This window comes from Escherichia sp. WS2035 (assembly GCF_046487065.1).
Taxonomy (GTDB): domain Bacteria; phylum Pseudomonadota; class Gammaproteobacteria; order Enterobacterales; family Enterobacteriaceae; genus Escherichia; species Escherichia coli.
Window position 1 is genome coordinate 65,825 of the sequence record NZ_JBJQKD010000002.1, and the last position, 17,049, is coordinate 82,873.

15 protein-coding genes are annotated in these 17,049 nt (G+C 52.5%); 12 read left to right on the forward strand and 3 right to left on the reverse strand.

Going from position 1 to position 17,049, the window contains the following annotated elements:
- The first annotated feature begins 34 nt into the window (after nt 1-34).
- The 8 genes from nuoG (at nt 35) to nuoN (ending at nt 10,152) form a co-directional block, all read left to right on the forward strand.
- Nucleotides 35-2,761, forward strand: coding sequence for an NADH-quinone oxidoreductase subunit NuoG (gene nuoG, locus ACJHX4_RS05130; protein WP_001296257.1), 2,727 nt, complete (start codon nt 35-37; stop codon nt 2,759-2,761).
- Complete coding sequence (gene nuoH / locus ACJHX4_RS05135) at nt 2,758-3,735, forward strand: NADH-quinone oxidoreductase subunit NuoH (protein WP_000118512.1); 978 nt, start codon at nt 2,758-2,760, stop codon at nt 3,733-3,735. The genes nuoG and nuoH overlap by 4 nt, the downstream gene beginning before the upstream one ends.
- Nucleotides 3,736-3,749: 14 nt before the next feature.
- Nucleotides 3,750-4,292, forward strand: a complete 543-nt coding sequence (gene nuoI / locus ACJHX4_RS05140; protein WP_000172749.1) for an NADH-quinone oxidoreductase subunit NuoI — start codon at nt 3,750-3,752, stop codon at nt 4,290-4,292.
- Between the two features lie 11 nt (nt 4,293-4,303).
- Nucleotides 4,304-4,858, forward strand: a complete 555-nt coding sequence (gene nuoJ, locus ACJHX4_RS05145; protein ID WP_000393511.1) for an NADH-quinone oxidoreductase subunit J — start codon at nt 4,304-4,306, stop codon at nt 4,856-4,858.
- Entirely contained in the window at nt 4,855-5,157 is a 303-nt protein-coding gene (gene nuoK, locus ACJHX4_RS05150) for an NADH-quinone oxidoreductase subunit NuoK (RefSeq protein ID WP_000612644.1), read from the forward strand. Before nuoJ ends, nuoK begins: the two co-directional genes overlap by 4 nt.
- On the forward strand, nt 5,154-6,995 hold the full coding sequence (nuoL, locus tag ACJHX4_RS05155; protein WP_001056618.1) for an NADH-quinone oxidoreductase subunit L: 1,842 nt from the start codon (nt 5,154-5,156) through the stop codon (nt 6,993-6,995). The genes nuoK and nuoL overlap by 4 nt, the downstream gene beginning before the upstream one ends.
- A gap of 163 nt (nt 6,996-7,158) precedes the next feature.
- Entirely contained in the window at nt 7,159-8,688 is a 1,530-nt protein-coding gene (nuoM, locus tag ACJHX4_RS05160; protein WP_000926465.1) for an NADH-quinone oxidoreductase subunit M, read from the forward strand.
- A 6-nt stretch (nt 8,689-8,694) separates the two neighbouring features.
- Nucleotides 8,695-10,152, forward strand: coding sequence for an NADH-quinone oxidoreductase subunit NuoN (gene nuoN, locus ACJHX4_RS05165; RefSeq protein ID WP_000156701.1), 1,458 nt, complete (start codon nt 8,695-8,697; stop codon nt 10,150-10,152).
- A gap of 66 nt (nt 10,153-10,218) precedes the next feature.
- On the opposite strand, the gene ACJHX4_RS05170 is transcribed toward nuoN, so the two are convergent.
- Both ACJHX4_RS05170 and ACJHX4_RS05175 read right to left on the reverse strand, forming a co-directional pair.
- A complete protein-coding gene (locus ACJHX4_RS05170; protein WP_000525373.1) occupies nt 10,219-10,722 on the reverse strand; it encodes a YfbM family protein in 504 nt (167 codons plus the stop codon).
- A gap of 102 nt (nt 10,723-10,824) precedes the next feature.
- Nucleotides 10,825-11,796: a M28 family metallopeptidase gene (locus ACJHX4_RS05175; RefSeq protein WP_001531844.1), complete on the reverse strand. Its 972-nt coding sequence runs from the start codon at nt 11,794-11,796 to the stop codon at nt 10,825-10,827.
- A 137-nt stretch (nt 11,797-11,933) separates the two neighbouring features.
- Here ACJHX4_RS05175 and ACJHX4_RS05180 point away from each other — a divergent pair, with 137 nt between their 5' ends.
- Nucleotides 11,934-13,676 (forward strand): vWA domain-containing protein, encoded by a 1,743-nt coding sequence (locus tag ACJHX4_RS05180; RefSeq protein ID WP_001244794.1) that lies wholly within the window; start codon nt 11,934-11,936, stop codon nt 13,674-13,676.
- 120 nt (nt 13,677-13,796) lie between these two features.
- On the opposite strand, the gene rbn is transcribed toward ACJHX4_RS05180, so the two are convergent.
- Nucleotides 13,797-14,714 (reverse strand): ribonuclease BN, encoded by a 918-nt coding sequence (gene rbn / locus ACJHX4_RS05185; protein WP_000420117.1) that lies wholly within the window; start codon nt 14,712-14,714, stop codon nt 13,797-13,799.
- 64 nt (nt 14,715-14,778) lie between these two features.
- Between rbn and ACJHX4_RS05190 the strand changes: the two genes are divergently transcribed.
- The 3 genes from ACJHX4_RS05190 to menF all read left to right on the forward strand — a co-directional run bounded on the left by ACJHX4_RS05190 (nt 14,779) and on the right by menF (nt 16,974).
- Nucleotides 14,779-15,240, forward strand: a complete 462-nt coding sequence (locus ACJHX4_RS05190) for a GNAT family N-acetyltransferase (protein ID WP_000568142.1) — start codon at nt 14,779-14,781, stop codon at nt 15,238-15,240.
- A gap of 54 nt (nt 15,241-15,294) precedes the next feature.
- Nucleotides 15,295-15,600 (forward strand): stress response protein ElaB, encoded by a 306-nt coding sequence (elaB, locus tag ACJHX4_RS05195; protein ID WP_000070621.1) that lies wholly within the window; start codon nt 15,295-15,297, stop codon nt 15,598-15,600.
- A gap of 78 nt (nt 15,601-15,678) precedes the next feature.
- Nucleotides 15,679-16,974 carry an isochorismate synthase MenF gene (gene menF, locus ACJHX4_RS05200; RefSeq protein ID WP_001191434.1) on the forward strand — a complete coding sequence of 432 codons (1,296 nt, stop codon included), beginning with the start codon at nt 15,679-15,681 and terminating at the stop codon, nt 16,972-16,974.
- The last annotated feature ends 75 nt before the right edge of the window (nt 16,975-17,049 follow it).

Here is a 17,049-nt window from a genome sequence, read left to right on the forward strand (position 1 = left end):
TCAGTCTCTGACTGAGAAAACTGGAAGCATGCTAATGGCTACAATTCATGTAGACGGCAAAGAATACGAGGTCAACGGGGCGGACAACCTGCTGGAAGCTTGTCTGTCTCTGGGCCTTGATATTCCTTACTTTTGCTGGCATCCGGCGCTGGGAAGCGTCGGTGCTTGCCGCCAGTGTGCGGTGAAGCAATACCAAAACGCGGAAGACACGCGTGGTCGCCTGGTGATGTCCTGTATGACACCGGCTTCCGATGGCACCTTTATTTCCATTGACGACGAAGAAGCGAAACAGTTCCGTGAAAGCGTGGTCGAGTGGTTGATGACCAACCACCCGCACGACTGTCCGGTATGTGAAGAGGGCGGTAACTGCCACCTTCAGGATATGACCGTGATGACCGGACACAGCTTCCGTCGCTACCGTTTCACCAAACGTACTCACCGTAATCAGGATTTGGGGCCGTTCATCTCTCACGAAATGAACCGCTGCATCGCCTGCTACCGCTGCGTGCGTTACTACAAAGATTACGCTGACGGTACGGACCTGGGCGTTTACGGTGCGCACGACAACGTCTACTTCGGTCGCCCGGAAGACGGCACGCTGGAAAGCGAATTTTCCGGTAACCTGGTCGAAATTTGTCCGACCGGCGTATTCACCGACAAAACGCACTCCGAGCGTTACAACCGTAAATGGGATATGCAGTTTGCGCCGAGCATCTGCCAGCAATGTTCCATCGGCTGTAACATCAGCCCCGGCGAGCGTTATGGCGAACTGCGTCGTATCGAAAACCGTTACAACGGTACGGTAAACCACTACTTCCTCTGCGACCGTGGTCGTTTCGGTTACGGTTACGTCAACCTGAAAGATCGTCCGCGTCAGCCAGTACAGCGTCGTGGCGATGATTTCATTACCCTCAACGCCGAACAGGCAATGCAGGGCGCAGCAGATATTCTGCGTCAGTCGAAGAAAGTGATCGGTATTGGTTCTCCGCGTGCCAGCGTGGAAAGCAACTTTGCGCTGCGTGAGCTGGTGGGCGAAGAAAACTTCTATACCGGTATCGCTCACGGTGAGCAGGAACGTCTGCAACTGGCGCTGAAAGTACTGCGTGAAGGCGGCATTTATACTCCGGCTCTGCGCGAAATCGAATCTTACGATGCGGTACTGGTGCTGGGCGAAGACGTTACCCAGACCGGCGCGCGCGTCGCGCTGGCAGTGCGTCAGGCGGTGAAAGGTAAAGCGCGCGAAATGGCGGCAGCACAGAAAGTGGCTGACTGGCAGATTGCGGCAATCCTCAACATCGGTCAACGTGCGAAGCATCCGCTGTTTGTTACCAACGTTGATGACACCCGTCTGGATGATATCGCGGCGTGGACTTACCGCGCACCGGTTGAAGATCAGGCGCGTTTAGGTTTTGCCATCGCTCATGCGCTGGATAACTCTGCACCAGCGGTTGACGGTATTGAGCCTGAGCTGCAAAGCAAAATCGACGTCATCGTGCAGGCACTGGCTGGTGCGAAGAAACCGTTGATTATCTCCGGGACGAACGCTGGTAGCGCTGAAGTGATTCAGGCTGCGGCTAACGTGGCGAAAGCCCTGAAAGGTCGCGGCGCTGACGTCGGTATCACCATGATTGCCCGTTCCGTCAACAGCATGGGGCTGGGCATTATGGGCGGTGGATCGCTTGAAGAAGCGTTAACCGAACTGGAAACCGGACGCGCCGACGCGGTGGTGGTGCTGGAAAACGATCTGCATCGTCACGCTTCCGCTACCCGCGTGAATGCTGCGCTGGCTAAAGCGCCGCTGGTGATGGTGGTTGACCATCAACGCACAGCGATTATGGAAAACGCCCATCTGGTACTTTCCGCCGCCAGCTTTGCTGAAAGCGACGGTACGGTGATCAACAACGAAGGCCGCGCCCAACGTTTCTTCCAGGTTTACGATCCGGCTTATTACGACAGCAAAACTGTCATGCTGGAAAGCTGGCGCTGGCTGCACTCGCTGCATAGCACCCTGCTGAGCCGTGAAGTGGACTGGACGCAGCTCGACCACGTGATTGACGCTGTTGTGGCGAAAATCCCGGAACTGGCAGGTATCAAAGATGCTGCGCCGGATGCGACATTCCGTATTCGTGGGCAGAAACTGGCCCGTGAACCGCATCGCTATAGCGGTCGTACCGCCATGCGCGCCAATATCAGCGTTCATGAGCCGCGTCAGCCGCAGGATATTGACACTATGTTCACCTTCTCGATGGAAGGTAACAACCAGCCGACCGCGCACCGTTCGCAAGTGCCGTTTGCCTGGGCACCAGGCTGGAACTCCCCGCAGGCGTGGAACAAATTCCAGGACGAAGTGGGCGGCAAACTGCGTTTTGGCGATCCGGGCGTGCGTCTGTTTGAAACCAGCGAAAACGGTCTGGATTACTTCACCAGCGTACCGGCACGCTTCCAGCCGCAGGACGGGAAATGGCGTATCGCGCCGTACTACCACCTGTTTGGCAGCGATGAATTGTCACAGCGTGCTCCGGTCTTCCAGAGCCGTATGCCGCAGCCGTACATCAAACTCAACCCAGCGGATGCCGCGAAGTTGGGGGTGAACGCAGGTACACGCGTCTCCTTTAGTTACGATGGCAACACGGTCACGCTGCCGGTTGAAATCGCCGAAGGGCTGACGGCAGGGCAGGTGGGCTTACCGATGGGTATGTCCGGCATTGCTCCGGTGCTGGCTGGCGCGCATCTTGAGGATCTCAAGGAGGCACAACAATGAGTTGGATATCACCGGAACTGATTGAGATCCTGCTGACCGTCCTTAAAGCGGTGGTGATCCTGCTGGTGGTAGTCACCTGTGGGGCATTCATGAGCTTTGGCGAACGTCGCCTGCTGGGTCTGTTCCAGAACCGTTATGGACCTAACCGTGTTGGCTGGGGCGGTTCGCTCCAGCTGGTTGCGGACATGATCAAAATGTTCTTTAAAGAAGACTGGATCCCGAAATTCTCGGATCGCGTCATCTTTACCCTGGCACCGATGATTGCCTTTACCTCGCTGCTGCTGGCCTTTGCAATTGTGCCAGTCAGTCCGGGTTGGGTGGTTGCCGACCTGAACATCGGGATTTTGTTCTTCCTGATGATGGCAGGTCTGGCGGTTTACGCGGTGCTGTTTGCGGGCTGGTCAAGTAACAACAAATACTCGCTGCTGGGTGCGATGCGTGCTTCTGCGCAGACCCTGAGCTACGAAGTGTTCCTCGGGCTTTCCTTGATGGGCGTGGTGGCGCAGGCCGGTTCATTCAACATGACCGACATCGTCAACAGCCAGGCGCATGTGTGGAACGTCATCCCGCAATTCTTTGGTTTTATTACCTTTGCCATCGCGGGCGTGGCGGTGTGTCACCGTCACCCGTTTGACCAGCCGGAAGCCGAGCAGGAACTGGCGGATGGTTACCACATTGAATATTCCGGTATGAAGTTCGGTCTGTTCTTCGTGGGCGAATACATCGGGATTGTGACCATCTCTGCACTGATGGTGACGCTGTTCTTCGGTGGCTGGCAAGGCCCGTTGTTACCGCCATTCATCTGGTTCGCGCTGAAAACCGCGTTCTTTATGATGATGTTCATTTTGATTCGTGCGTCGTTACCGCGTCCGCGTTATGACCAGGTAATGTCCTTCGGCTGGAAAATCTGCCTGCCGCTGACGCTGATCAACTTGCTGGTAACGGCGGCTGTCATTCTCTGGCAGGCGCAATAAGGGGCAATAAGACCATGACCTTAAAAGAATTGTTAGTAGGTTTCGGCACCCAGGTTCGTAGTATCTGGATGATCGGCCTGCACGCGTTCGCCAAACGCGAAACGCGAATGTACCCGGAAGAGCCGGTCTATCTGCCGCCCCGTTATCGTGGTCGTATCGTTCTGACCCGCGATCCGGACGGCGAAGAGCGTTGCGTAGCCTGTAACCTCTGCGCGGTAGCCTGCCCGGTCGGCTGTATCTCGCTGCAAAAAGCAGAAACCAAAGACGGTCGCTGGTATCCGGAATTTTTCCGCATCAACTTCTCACGCTGCATTTTCTGTGGTCTGTGCGAAGAAGCCTGTCCGACCACGGCGATTCAGTTAACCCCGGATTTCGAAATGGGGGAATACAAGCGCCAGGATCTGGTTTACGAGAAAGAGGATCTGCTGATCTCCGGTCCGGGCAAATACCCGGAATATAACTTCTACCGGATGGCAGGTATGGCAATCGACGGCAAAGATAAGGGCGAAGCAGAGAACGAAGCCAAGCCTATCGACGTCAAGAGCCTGTTACCGTAAGGAGAGGGGCAATGGAGTTCGCTTTTTATATCTGTGGCCTGATAGCCATACTTGCGACCTTGCGAGTGATCACCCATACCAATCCGGTACACGCGCTGCTGTACCTGATTATTTCGCTGCTGGCGATCTCTGGGGTGTTCTTCTCACTGGGCGCTTACTTTGCCGGTGCGCTGGAAATTATCGTCTATGCGGGTGCCATTATGGTGCTGTTCGTGTTCGTGGTGATGATGCTCAACCTGGGCGGTTCAGAAATCGAACAGGAACGCCAGTGGTTGAAACCGCAGGTGTGGATTGGTCCGGCAATTTTGTCAGCCATCATGCTGGTGGTGATTGTTTACGCCATTCTCGGTGTTAACGATCAAGGTATCGACGGTACGCCAATCAGTGCTAAAGCAGTGGGTATTACGCTGTTCGGGCCTTACGTACTGGCGGTGGAACTGGCTTCTATGCTGCTGCTCGCGGGTCTGGTTGTGGCCTTCCACGTCGGTCGTGAAGAGCGTGCGGGTGAAGTGCTGAGCAATCGTAAAGACGACAGCGCGAAAAGAAAAACGGAGGAGCACGCATGATCCCCTTACAACATGGACTGATCCTCGCGGCAATCTTATTCGTTCTTGGCTTAACCGGTCTGGTTATCCGTCGCAATCTGCTGTTTATGCTGATTGGTCTGGAAATCATGATTAACGCCTCCGCGCTGGCCTTTGTGGTCGCCGGAAGCTACTGGGGCCAGACCGACGGTCAGGTGATGTACATTCTCGCCATCAGCCTCGCGGCGGCGGAAGCGAGTATCGGCCTTGCGCTGCTGCTGCAACTTCACCGTCGTCGCCAGAACCTGAACATCGATTCAGTAAGTGAGATGCGCGGATGAACATGCTTGCCTTAACCATTATTTTGCCATTGATTGGCTTCGTCCTGCTGGCGTTCTCCCGTGGGCGCTGGTCTGAAAACGTCTCGGCGATCGTCGGCGTTGGCTCTGTGGGCCTGGCGGCGCTGGTAACCGCCTTTATCGGCGTTGACTTCTTCGCTAACGGTGAGCAGGCATATAGCCAGCCGCTGTGGACGTGGATGTCGGTAGGCGACTTTAACATCGGTTTCAATCTGGTGCTGGACGGCCTGTCGCTGACCATGCTCTCAGTGGTCACTGGTGTGGGTTTCCTTATTCACATGTATGCCTCCTGGTATATGCGCGGAGAAGAGGGCTACTCTCGCTTCTTCGCTTACACCAACCTGTTCATCGCCAGCATGGTAGTTCTGGTTCTCGCCGATAACCTACTGTTGATGTACCTCGGCTGGGAAGGCGTGGGCCTGTGCTCCTATCTGCTGATCGGTTTCTATTACACCGATCCGAAGAATGGCGCAGCGGCAATGAAAGCGTTCGTCGTGACCCGTGTGGGTGACGTCTTCCTCGCTTTTGCGCTGTTCATTCTTTACAACGAACTGGGCACCCTGAACTTCCGCGAAATGGTGGAACTGGCACCAGCGCACTTTGCTGACGGCAATAACATGCTGATGTGGGCGACGCTGATGCTGCTGGGCGGTGCGGTCGGTAAATCTGCGCAGTTGCCGTTGCAGACATGGCTTGCCGACGCGATGGCGGGCCCGACGCCTGTCTCCGCGCTGATCCACGCCGCAACAATGGTAACCGCGGGTGTCTACCTGATCGCCCGTACCCACGGCCTGTTCCTGATGACGCCGGAAGTTCTGCATCTGGTGGGTATTGTCGGGGCGGTTACGCTGCTGCTGGCCGGTTTTGCCGCGCTGGTACAGACCGACATCAAACGTGTTCTCGCTTACTCTACCATGAGCCAGATTGGCTACATGTTCCTCGCGCTTGGCGTGCAGGCATGGGATGCGGCGATTTTCCACTTGATGACCCACGCGTTCTTTAAAGCGCTGCTGTTCCTGGCATCCGGTTCCGTCATTCTGGCCTGCCATCACGAACAGAACATCTTTAAGATGGGTGGTCTGCGTAAATCTATTCCGCTGGTTTATCTCTGCTTCCTGGTGGGCGGCGCAGCACTATCGGCACTGCCGCTGGTCACTGCGGGCTTCTTCAGTAAGGATGAGATCCTCGCGGGTGCGATGGCGAATGGACATATCAATCTGATGGTGGCAGGTCTGGTCGGTGCGTTTATGACCTCGCTCTACACCTTCCGTATGATTTTCATCGTCTTCCACGGAAAAGAACAAATTCACGCTCACGCCGTGAAAGGGGTAACTCACAGCCTGCCGCTGATTGTGCTGCTGATCCTTTCCACCTTCGTTGGTGCACTGATTGTACCGCCGCTGCAGGGCGTGCTTCCGCAAACGACGGAGCTGGCGCACGGCAGCATGTTGACCCTGGAAATTACCTCTGGCGTGGTCGCGGTGGTCGGCATTCTGCTGGCTGCCTGGCTGTGGCTGGGTAAACGTACTCTGGTGACCTCCATCGCCAACAGTGCGCCGGGCCGTCTGCTGGGTACCTGGTGGTACAACGCCTGGGGCTTTGACTGGCTGTACGACAAAGTGTTCGTCAAGCCGTTCCTGGGTATTGCCTGGTTGCTGAAACGCGATCCGCTGAACTCAATGATGAACATCCCGGCTGTCCTTTCCCGCTTTGCAGGTAAAGGTCTGCTGTTAAGCGAGAACGGTTATCTGCGCTGGTATGTGGCATCCATGAGCATCGGTGCGGTCGTGGTGCTGGCTCTGTTGATGGTACTGCGTTGAGTTAAGGATTGTGGGATTGCCCCTGGGCATATAAGAACGTAGGTCGGATAAGCCGTCTTCGCGGCGCATCCGACACTACCCCCAGTCCGAAGAGAATTTTCTGTCGTGAGAATTCGTTGAAAATCCGGTCCTGACGGGACTTTTACAAGGAATAAAGATCGCCATGTTACTACCCTGGCTAATATTAATTCCCTTTATCGGCGGCTTCCTGTGCTGGCAGACCGAACGCTTTGGCGTCAAGGTGCCGCGCTGGATCGCGCTGGTAACCATGGGATTGACGCTGGCGCTGTCGCTGCAACTGTGGTTGCAGGGCGGTTATTCACTGACGCAATCCGCCGGAATTCCGCAGTGGCAGTCTGAATTCGACATGCCGTGGATCCCGCGTTTTGGTATCTCTATCCATCTCGCCATTGACGGTCTGTCGTTGCTGATGGTCGTGCTGACCGGTCTGCTCGGTGTGCTGGCGGTACTCTGTTCGTGGAAAGAGATCGAAAAATACCAGGGCTTCTTCCACCTCAACCTGATGTGGATCCTGGGCGGCGTTATCGGCGTGTTCCTTGCCATCGACATGTTCCTGTTCTTCTTCTTCTGGGAAATGATGCTGGTGCCGATGTACTTCCTGATCGCACTGTGGGGGCATAAAGCCTCTGACGGTAAAACGCGTATCACGGCGGCAACCAAGTTCTTCATTTACACCCAGGCGAGTGGTCTGGTGATGTTGATCGCCATCCAGGCGCTGGTTTTCGTTCACTACAATGCGACCGGCGTCTGGACCTTCAACTATGAAGAGCTGCTGAATACGCCGATGTCTAACGGCGTGGAATACCTGTTGATGCTGGGCTTCTTCATCGCCTTCGCAGTGAAAATGCCGGTGGTTCCGCTGCATGGCTGGCTGCCGGATGCGCACTCCCAGGCTCCGACCGCCGGTTCCGTTGACCTCGCGGGGATCTTGCTGAAAACCGCCGCTTACGGTCTGCTGCGTTTCTCCCTACCGCTGTTCCCGAACGCGTCGGCAGAGTTCGCGCCAATCGCTATGTGGCTGGGTGTTATCGGCATCTTCTATGGTGCGTGGATGGCCTTCGCCCAGACCGATATCAAACGTCTGATCGCCTACACCTCGGTTTCCCACATGGGCTTCGTGCTGATTGCTATCTACACCGGTAGCCAGTTGGCCTACCAGGGCGCGGTAATCCAGATGATTGCACACGGCTTGTCAGCGGCGGGTCTGTTTATTCTCTGCGGTCAGCTCTATGAACGTATCCATACCCGCGACATGCGCATGATGGGCGGTCTGTGGAGCAAGATGAAGTGGCTGCCAGCACTGTCGCTGTTCTTTGCGGTGGCAACGCTTGGGATGCCTGGCACCGGTAACTTCGTCGGCGAATTTATGATTCTGTTCGGTAGCTTCCAGGTTGTCCCGGTAATTACCGTTATCTCTACCTTTGGGCTGGTCTTTGCATCTGTTTATTCGCTGGCGATGCTGCATCGCGCTTATTTCGGTAAAGCGAAAAGCCAGATTGCCAGCCAGGAACTGCCAGGGATGTCGCTGCGTGAGCTGTTTATGATCCTGTTGCTGGTGGTGCTGCTGGTACTGCTGGGCTTCTATCCGCAGCCGATTCTGGATACCTCGCACTCCGCGATTGGCAATATCCAGCAGTGGTTTGTTAATTCCGTTACTACTACAAGGCCGTAAATCGCCATGACAATAACTCCACAAAACCTGATCGCACTGCTACCGTTGCTGATCGTCGGCTTGACGGTGGTGGTTGTGATGCTCTCCATTGCGTGGCGACGCAATCATTTTCTCAACGCTACGCTCTCGGTTATTGGGCTTAACGCGGCGCTGGTTTCGCTCTGGTTTGTCGGCCAGGCGGGCGCTATGGACGTTACGCCACTGATGCGCGTTGATGGTTTCGCCATGCTTTACACCGGGCTGGTATTGTTGGCGAGCCTCGCCACCTGTACTTTCGCCTACCCGTGGCTTGAAGGCTATAACGACAACAAGGATGAGTTCTACCTGTTGGTGTTAATTGCCGCGCTGGGCGGGATCCTGCTGGCGAATGCCAACCATCTGGCGTCTCTGTTCCTCGGTATCGAACTGATCTCTTTGCCGCTGTTTGGCCTGGTCGGTTACGCTTTCCGCCAGAAACGTTCGCTGGAAGCCAGTATCAAATACACCATCCTTTCTGCCGCAGCGTCTTCTTTCCTGCTGTTCGGTATGGCGCTGGTGTATGCGCAGTCTGGCGACCTGTCGTTTGTCGCACTGGGTAAAAACCTCGGCGACGGTATGCTCAACGAGCCGCTGTTGCTGGCAGGTTTCGGCCTGATGATTGTTGGCCTCGGCTTCAAACTCTCTCTGGTGCCGTTCCACCTGTGGACGCCAGACGTATACCAGGGCGCGCCTGCGCCGGTTTCCACTTTCCTGGCGACGGCGAGCAAAATCGCTATCTTCGGCGTGGTGATGCGTTTGTTCCTTTACGCACCGGTGGGTGACAGTGAAGCGATTCGCGTAGTGCTGGCGATTATCGCCTTTGCCTCCATCATCTTCGGTAACCTGATGGCGCTGAGCCAGACCAATATCAAACGTCTGCTCGGTTACTCATCTATCTCTCACCTCGGCTATCTGCTGGTGGCGCTGATTGCGCTGCAAACCGGCGAGATGTCGATGGAAGCGGTAGGGGTTTACCTGGCAGGTTATCTGTTCAGCAGCCTCGGCGCGTTCGGCGTGGTCAGCCTGATGTCCAGCCCGTATCGTGGCCCGGATGCTGATTCCCTGTTCTCTTACCGCGGTCTGTTCTGGCATCGTCCGATCCTCGCGGCAGTGATGACGGTGATGATGCTTTCACTGGCTGGTATCCCAATGACGCTGGGCTTTATCGGTAAGTTCTACGTGCTGGCGGTCGGTGTCCAGGCACACTTGTGGTGGCTGGTGGGTGCCGTAGTTGTCGGTTCGGCAATCGGCCTCTACTACTACCTGCGTGTGGCGGTGAGCTTATACCTTCACGCTCCGGAACAACCGGGTCGCGATGCACCATCAAACTGGCAGTACAGCGCAGGCGGTATCGTGGTGCTGATCTCTGCACTGTTGGTACTGGTGCTGGGTGTATGGCCACAACCGCTGATTAGCATTGTGCGGTTAGCAATGCCGCTGATGTAAGCAGTCAGTTTGTAAGTCAGAAAGCCGCCGACATGTTCGGCGGTTTTTTTGGGTGCCCTGACACCATCACCCAACAATAACCGTCAGCGCATGATTCCCTTGTCGCAGCATACGTCGATACGCGCTAATCAGCTTTTCCATATCAAGCATGATCGAAGCAAAGAGTTGCCCCTCTAACTCTTCTGAAAAGGTTACTCCCGGATAAATCTCCATTTCATTGAGTCGCTTAATGGAAAACTGTTTACGCAGCTCACTTCGATCCAGTGATTCCAGTCGGTCGATTGTCGCGGCTAACTCCTGATTCCAGGTCAATCCCAGGAAGCCATCTATGCCATCTTCTAGGCTGTGTTCACCAAGCACTGCGCGACTTAGCGGGTCATTCTTCGCGGGGTCAAATGCAGATGTACCCGTCAGGCCAAAGTGTAAAAAATCCCAGCGTTTATCAATATCCAGTCGGCGTAATCCTGAAAGCGTGTCATGTATATTATCCATCAAAGGTTTTTTAGTAGACTCAAGCAGTTGGTTAATCTTTTCTGAGTCAATTTCTGCAAAATAGCCAATCATTCCCATTTATTTTTCCTCCGTTGAATTTCATGTTTCGCATCTTAAAACAGACGAAAGAAAATAAAATGCGCATGTTGCTTTTTCTGGATCCGCCTCGAGAAATTTTTATTATTTACTGTTGTATAACAAGGTTGTAACTCCATCCACTACCTGAGCCATTTTCTGATAATTTAATCTGTCTGCGATATCACCGGGAAAGTGGTATTGTTTATTACGATAAAAAGCGGTGTCAGTAATCATTACGGCGGGAATATCGTATTGCCAATAATTAAGGTGATCAGAGAAATCAATACCGGGAATAAAACCTGGGGCATTCATAGAATAAACAGATAAATCCCGGGATGACAACAATGCCGCTTTTACCTGACGAACGGCGTTGATATCCTGCATTCTGCCGACCACGGCAATAAAGTCTCCCCGATCGGGATAAAGCCAGGACATGGCCGGGGATGGGTAATCCTGGCTACCAGGCGTAGAGTCGTAATAACCAATCATCTCCAGCGCTATCATTAATTTCACTGGACGCTCAAGCGAAGCTGCATGTACCGCGCTCCCCATTTCATCGCTACGAAAGAAGGGCGGTTCTTCCGACGCATAGGCGACCAGCTGCACGCCTGTTTTCGGTGCTTGCTGCTGTAACAAACGTGCCAGTTCGAGTAATCCTGCCACACCGCTGGCGTTATCATCCGCGCCCGGCGTATAGGTCAATTGATCGTTTTCGTAACTACTGACAGAGTCATAGTGCGCACCAATAATAATCAGCGGTCCATCGGCAGGACCATAATTAGCAACAATGTTTTTGTAGGGGCCACCCGTAATGGGGATATCCTGCGCGGTAACTCTGGCACCGCTACTGATAAAGACCTCTTTTATATACTCTGCGGATCTATTCAGATTATCAATATTGTCGGCGCTACGTGGATGCACAGTTTGTGTAAGATAACGAACTGTTTTTTCTAATTGCTCAGGACTAGCGTGTCGGGGCGTTGGTGGTAATGCATTCACCCAGGGTTGGTAAAAAATAATCAGAGGGAGTGAAAATAGAAATAATATAATAAAAGCAAAATTTATTTTTTTCATATGCAAATTATTAATGGGTTGCGTTGTTGAATCATTATTTGTTATGGGTTTCGATATTGTATTTTATTAAGATTAGCAGGATTATACAAAGAGTGTATTTTATGTCGGGGCCCTGAGTTTATTTAAAAGGATTTTATATGCGAAATAAAAATATAATCATGTTGCTTATAAGTAGTTTGATTTTGTCAGGATGTGGGCCGGAACCTGAGGATAAGAAAAGTCAGCAACAACAATCTACTACACCCACTGACCAGCAAGTGCTTGCCGCGCAACAAGCGGCAACAAAAGTGGCTGAGCAAAGCGCCGCCAAAGCCGCTGCAGACGCGAAAGCCTTAGCCCAGCAAGAAGTGCAACAATATTCAGACAAACAGGCTTTGCTGGGGCGATTGCAGGCGGCTCCAAAATATCAACATGCAGCCAGAGAAAAAGCAGCCTCCCAAATCGCAAATCCAGCAACCGCTCGCTACCAGCAGTTCGATGATAATCCGGTTAAGCAGGTAGCGCAAAACCCGTTGGCGACGTTTAGCCTTGACGTCGATACCGGCAGTTATGCGAATGTGCGGCGTTTCCTTAATCAAGGGCTGTTACCTCCGCCAGACGCTGTGCGGGTGGAGGAGATAGTCAATTATTTCCCGTCTGACTGGGATATCAAAGACAAACAATCTATTCCGGCCTCTAAGCCAATACCTTTCGCTATGCGCTACGAATTGGCACCTGCACCCTGGAATGAACAGCGAACATTGCTGAAAGTTGATATCCTGGCGAAAGATCGCAAAAGTGAAGAGTTACCCGCTTCTAATCTGGTCTTTCTTATCGACACGTCTGGTTCAATGATTTCTGATGAACGTTTGCCACTTATCCAGTCTTCGTTGAAATTATTGGTCAAAGAACTTCGTGAGCAGGATAACATTGCCATCGTGACCTACGCTGGCGACTCTCGTATTGCGTTGCCTTCTATCTCCGGTAGTCACAAGGCGGAAATTAATGCTGCAATTGATTCGCTGGATGCAGAAGGCAGTACCAATGGCGGTGCCGGGCTGGAGATGGCTTATCAGCAGGCAGCGAAGGGGTTTATTAAAGGTGGTATCAATCGCATTTTATTGGCCACTGACGGTGACTTTAACGTTGGCATTGACGATCCAAAATCGATTGAATCAATGGTCAAAAAACAGCGTGAGTCCGGTGTTACTCTGTCGACGCTTGGCGTGGGGGATAGCAATTATAACGAGGCAATGATGGTGAGAATTGCCGATGTTGGTAACGGCAACTATAGCTACATTGATACCCTCTCAGAGGCGCAGAAAGTGTTGAACAGTGAAATGCGGCAGACGTTGATTACCGTAGCAAAAGATGTCAAAGCGCAAATTGAGTTTAATCCCGCGTGGGTAACGGAATACCGTCAGATAGGTTATGAAAAGCGCCAACTTAAGGCAGAGGATTTTAATAACGACAACGTTGATGCGGGTGATATTGGCGCAGGTAAACATATAACATTGTTATTTGAATTAACGCTGAAAGGGCAAAAAGCATCAATTGATAAGTTACGCTATGCCCCGGATAACAAATCAGCGAAATCGGACAAAACAAAAGAACTTGCCTGGTTAAAGATTCGTTGGAAATCCCCACAGGGAAAAGAAAGTCAGTTAGTTGAATTCCCGTTGGCATCTGCAATAAAGGCACCTTCAGAAGATATGCGCTTTCGCGCAGCAGTGGCTGCATATGGGCAAAAGTTACGCGGTTCTGAATACCTGAACAATACCTCCTGGCAGCAGATCAAACAGTGGGCTCAGAAGGCAAAAGGGGAAGATCCACAGGGTTACAGAGCGGAATTTATTCGCCTGATTGGACTGGCGAAAGATCTGGACAATTCACAAAACTAAAAATGATAATTCTGTTTGCCTGATATCGACATCAAACGTATCCGGCAAACAGATGAAAAAATGTCAAATAAATGTGTTGGTATCGTTAAATTAATCTGCTAACTAACCACCGCTTTCGACTTAAATGCTAAACACCGCGAAATCATTCGCCAGTTCAGTCGCCGGGAAAATTGACCGACATTCACGTAACAGGTGCTGACAACCTTTGTCATCATAGCGTGAGCTGACGTGGGTAATGATTAGCTTACCGACTCCAGCCTCACGGGCTAGTGCCGCCGCCTGGCGTGTAGAACTATGGCCGCGACTGTTGGCTTTGGCCTCCATCGCCATATCCAGAGTCGCTTCGTGAACCATTACGTCGACGCCTTTAGCAAGCTCCAGCGCGGCATCGCAGGGGCCGGTATCGCCGAAAATAGCGAGCGCTTTACCCGGCACTGGAGCGGCTAAGTAATCTGCGCCATTAATCTGCCTTCCATCATCCAGCATGATTGTTTTGCCCGCTTTTAATTCCTGAAACAGCGGGCCAGGCGGCACGCCAGCAGCTTTTAATGCCTGGGCATTTAATGCACCTGGTTTATCATGTTCTTCAATACGATAACCATAACATTCCAGTGGGTGTTCCATCGGATAAGCGGTCACTTTGCGCAGGCCATCATCGAAAATTTCGCCAGTGCTAATTTCGACAATTTCCAGCGGATAATCGGTCCATGAGCCGCTAATCCGCAGCGCGGTCTCCACAAATTCACGGATACCGTGCGGACCATAAATCGTTAAGGGTTGGATAATGCCTGACATAGAACGACTGCACAGCAAGCCGGGTAAACCAAAGAGATGATCGCCATGAAGGTGACTGATAAAAATCTTGTCCAGTTTTCCAGGGTTAAAGGCAGTATGCAGTAGCTGATGCTGGGTGCCTTCACCGCAGTCAAATAACCAAAGTCCGCTCTGGGTCGGATGTTGCAGGTTAAGCAATATTGCCGTGACATTACGCGTACGGGTTGGCACACCGGCTGAAGTACCTAAAAAAATTAATTCCATGAGTTCATCACGCTGCTGAAAATATTCCGGCTAGTATAAAGCAAACAGCACAAAGGAGCCTTCCATGATCGACTGGCAAGATCTGCATCATTCTGATTTATCCGTTTCTCAGCTTTATGCCTTATTACAACTGCGTTGTGCGGTATTTGTAGTGGAACAAAACTGTCCTTACCAGGATATCGATGGTGACGATCTGGAGGGAGAAAATCGCCACATTCTCGGTTGGCATAACGGGACACTGGTGGCGTATGCGAGGATTCTGAAAAGTGACGACGAACTGCAACCCGTTGTGATTGGTCGGGTGATTGTCAGCGAAGCCTTACGCGGTGAAAAAATCGGTCAGCAATTGATGAGTAAGGCGCTGGAATCGTGTACTCGCCGCTGGCCGGAGAAGCCGATTTATCTGGGGGCGCAGGCGCATTTACAAAACTTTTATGGGCAATTTGGTTTCATCCCTGTGACCGATATTTATGAAGAAGATGGTATCCCACACATTGGGATGGCACGCGAGGTAATTCAGGCGTAATCAATAACCCTTGTCTATAGTTAGTGACAGGTTTTACACAAATGGAGAACGAGAATGTCTAATCAGTTTGGTGATACACGTATTGATGACGACCTGACGCTGCTTAGTGAAACACTGGAAGAGGTGCTCCGCTCCTCTGGCGATCCCGCCGATCAGAAATATGTTGAGCTGAAAGCGCGTGCAGAAAAAGCGCTGGATGATGTGAAAAAACGGGTTAGCCAGGCTTCAGACAGTTATTACTATCGGGCGAAGCAGGCAGTTTATCGTGCTGATGACTACGTCCACGAAAAACCCTGGCAAGGAATTGGTGTGGGTGCGGCCGTTGGGCTGGTTCTAGGACTGTTGCTGGCACGCCGTTAAAACCTCCCTACACCGGGGTACTGCATTTTTTTTGTCGTACCCCGTATAATGTGAGGCTTTTAACAGGGAGAGGTCCGCGTGCAATCACTTACTACGGCGCTGGAAAATCTACTGCGCCATTTGTCGCAAGAGATTCCGGCGACACCCGGCATTCGGGTTATCGATATTCCTTTCCCTCTCAAAGACGCTTTTGATGCCTTGAGCTGGCTGGCCAGTCAGCAGGTGTATCCGCAATTCTACTGGCAACAACGTAATGGTGATGAAGAAGCTGCCGTCCTGGGTGCGATTACCCGTTTTACGTCGTTGGACCAGGCACAACGTTTTCTTCGCCAGCACCCGGAACACGCCGACTTACGCATCTGGGGGTTGAATGCGTTTGACCCGTCGCAGGGCTATTTACTTTTACCACGCCTGGAATGGCGACGTTGTGGCGGTAAAGCCACGCTGCGGTTGACGCTATTCAGCGAAAGCTCCCTTCAGCACGATGCAATCAAGGCAAAAGAATTTATCGCCACACTGGTGAGTATCAAGCCCCTGCCTGGATTACATTTAACCACCACGCGAGAACAACACTGGCCGGACAAAACGGGCTGGACGCTATTAATCGAACTGGCAACGAAAACCATCGCCGAAGGCGAGCTCGACAAAGTTGTGCTTGCTCGGGCAACTGACCTGCATTTCGCAAGTCCGGTCAATGCGGCAGCGATGATGGCTGCCAGTCGTCGGCTCAATCTGAATTGCTACCATTTTTACATGGCCTTTGATGGCGAAAATGCTTTTCTTGGTTCTTCACCGGAACGGTTATGGCGGCGGCGTGACAAAGCGCTGCGTACCGAAGCGCTGGCGGGAACGGTAGCAAATCATCCTGATGATAAGCAGGCGCAGCAGTTAGGTGAGTGGCTGATGGCGGATGATAAAAACCAGCGCGAGAACATGTTGGTGGTGGAAGATATCTGCCAACGATTGCAGGCCGATACCCGGACGCTGGATGTTTTACCGCCGCAGGTACTGCGTCTACGTAAAGTACAGCATCTTCGCCGCTGTATCTGGACTTCACTCAACAAAGCGGATGATGTGATCTGTTTACATCAGTTGCAGCCAACGGCAGCAGTTGCTGGCTTACCGCGCGATCTGGCGCGACAGTTTATCGCCCGTCACGAACCGTTCACTCGAGAATGGTACGCCGGTTCTGCGGGCTATCTTTCATTACAGCAAAGTGAATTCTGCGTTTCCCTGCGCTCAGCAAAAATCAGCGGCAATATCGTGCGGCTATATGCTGGCGCAGGCATTGTCCGTGGTTCCGACCCCGAGCAAGAGTGGCAGGAAATCGACAACAAAGCGGCAGGGCTGCGTACTTTATTACAAATGGAATAGTAATGAGTCGCATCATTACCGATTCATATCAATAATCTATTTTTGTAGCTCCTTATACTTAGCCGCAATATTGAT

Bases quoted from the DNA above. Each gene is read 5' to 3' on its own strand.
- nuoK (WP_000612644.1), top strand. From the start codon at position 4,855: ATGATCCCCTTACAACATGGACTGATCCTCGCGGCAATCTTATTCGTT.
- nuoL (WP_001056618.1), top strand. From the start codon at position 5,154: ATGAACATGCTTGCCTTAACCATTATTTTGCCATTGATTGGCTTCGTC.
- nuoH (WP_000118512.1), top strand. From the start codon at position 2,758: ATGAGTTGGATATCACCGGAACTGATTGAGATCCTGCTGACCGTCCTT.
- nuoJ (WP_000393511.1), top strand. From the start codon at position 4,304: ATGGAGTTCGCTTTTTATATCTGTGGCCTGATAGCCATACTTGCGACC.
- nuoN (WP_000156701.1), top strand. From the start codon at position 8,695: ATGACAATAACTCCACAAAACCTGATCGCACTGCTACCGTTGCTGATC.
- elaB (WP_000070621.1), top strand. From the start codon at position 15,295: ATGTCTAATCAGTTTGGTGATACACGTATTGATGACGACCTGACGCTG.
- ACJHX4_RS05170 (WP_000525373.1), bottom strand. From the start codon at position 10,722: ATGGGAATGATTGGCTATTTTGCAGAAATTGACTCAGAAAAGATTAAC.
- nuoM (WP_000926465.1), top strand. From the start codon at position 7,159: ATGTTACTACCCTGGCTAATATTAATTCCCTTTATCGGCGGCTTCCTG.
- ACJHX4_RS05180 (WP_001244794.1), top strand. From the start codon at position 11,934: ATGCGAAATAAAAATATAATCATGTTGCTTATAAGTAGTTTGATTTTG.
- rbn (WP_000420117.1), bottom strand. From the start codon at position 14,714: ATGGAATTAATTTTTTTAGGTACTTCAGCCGGTGTGCCAACCCGTACG.
- nuoG (WP_001296257.1), top strand. From the start codon at position 35: ATGGCTACAATTCATGTAGACGGCAAAGAATACGAGGTCAACGGGGCG.
- ACJHX4_RS05175 (WP_001531844.1), bottom strand. From the start codon at position 11,796: ATGAAAAAAATAAATTTTGCTTTTATTATATTATTTCTATTTTCACTC.
- nuoI (WP_000172749.1), top strand. From the start codon at position 3,750: ATGACCTTAAAAGAATTGTTAGTAGGTTTCGGCACCCAGGTTCGTAGT.
- ACJHX4_RS05190 (WP_000568142.1), top strand. From the start codon at position 14,779: ATGATCGACTGGCAAGATCTGCATCATTCTGATTTATCCGTTTCTCAG.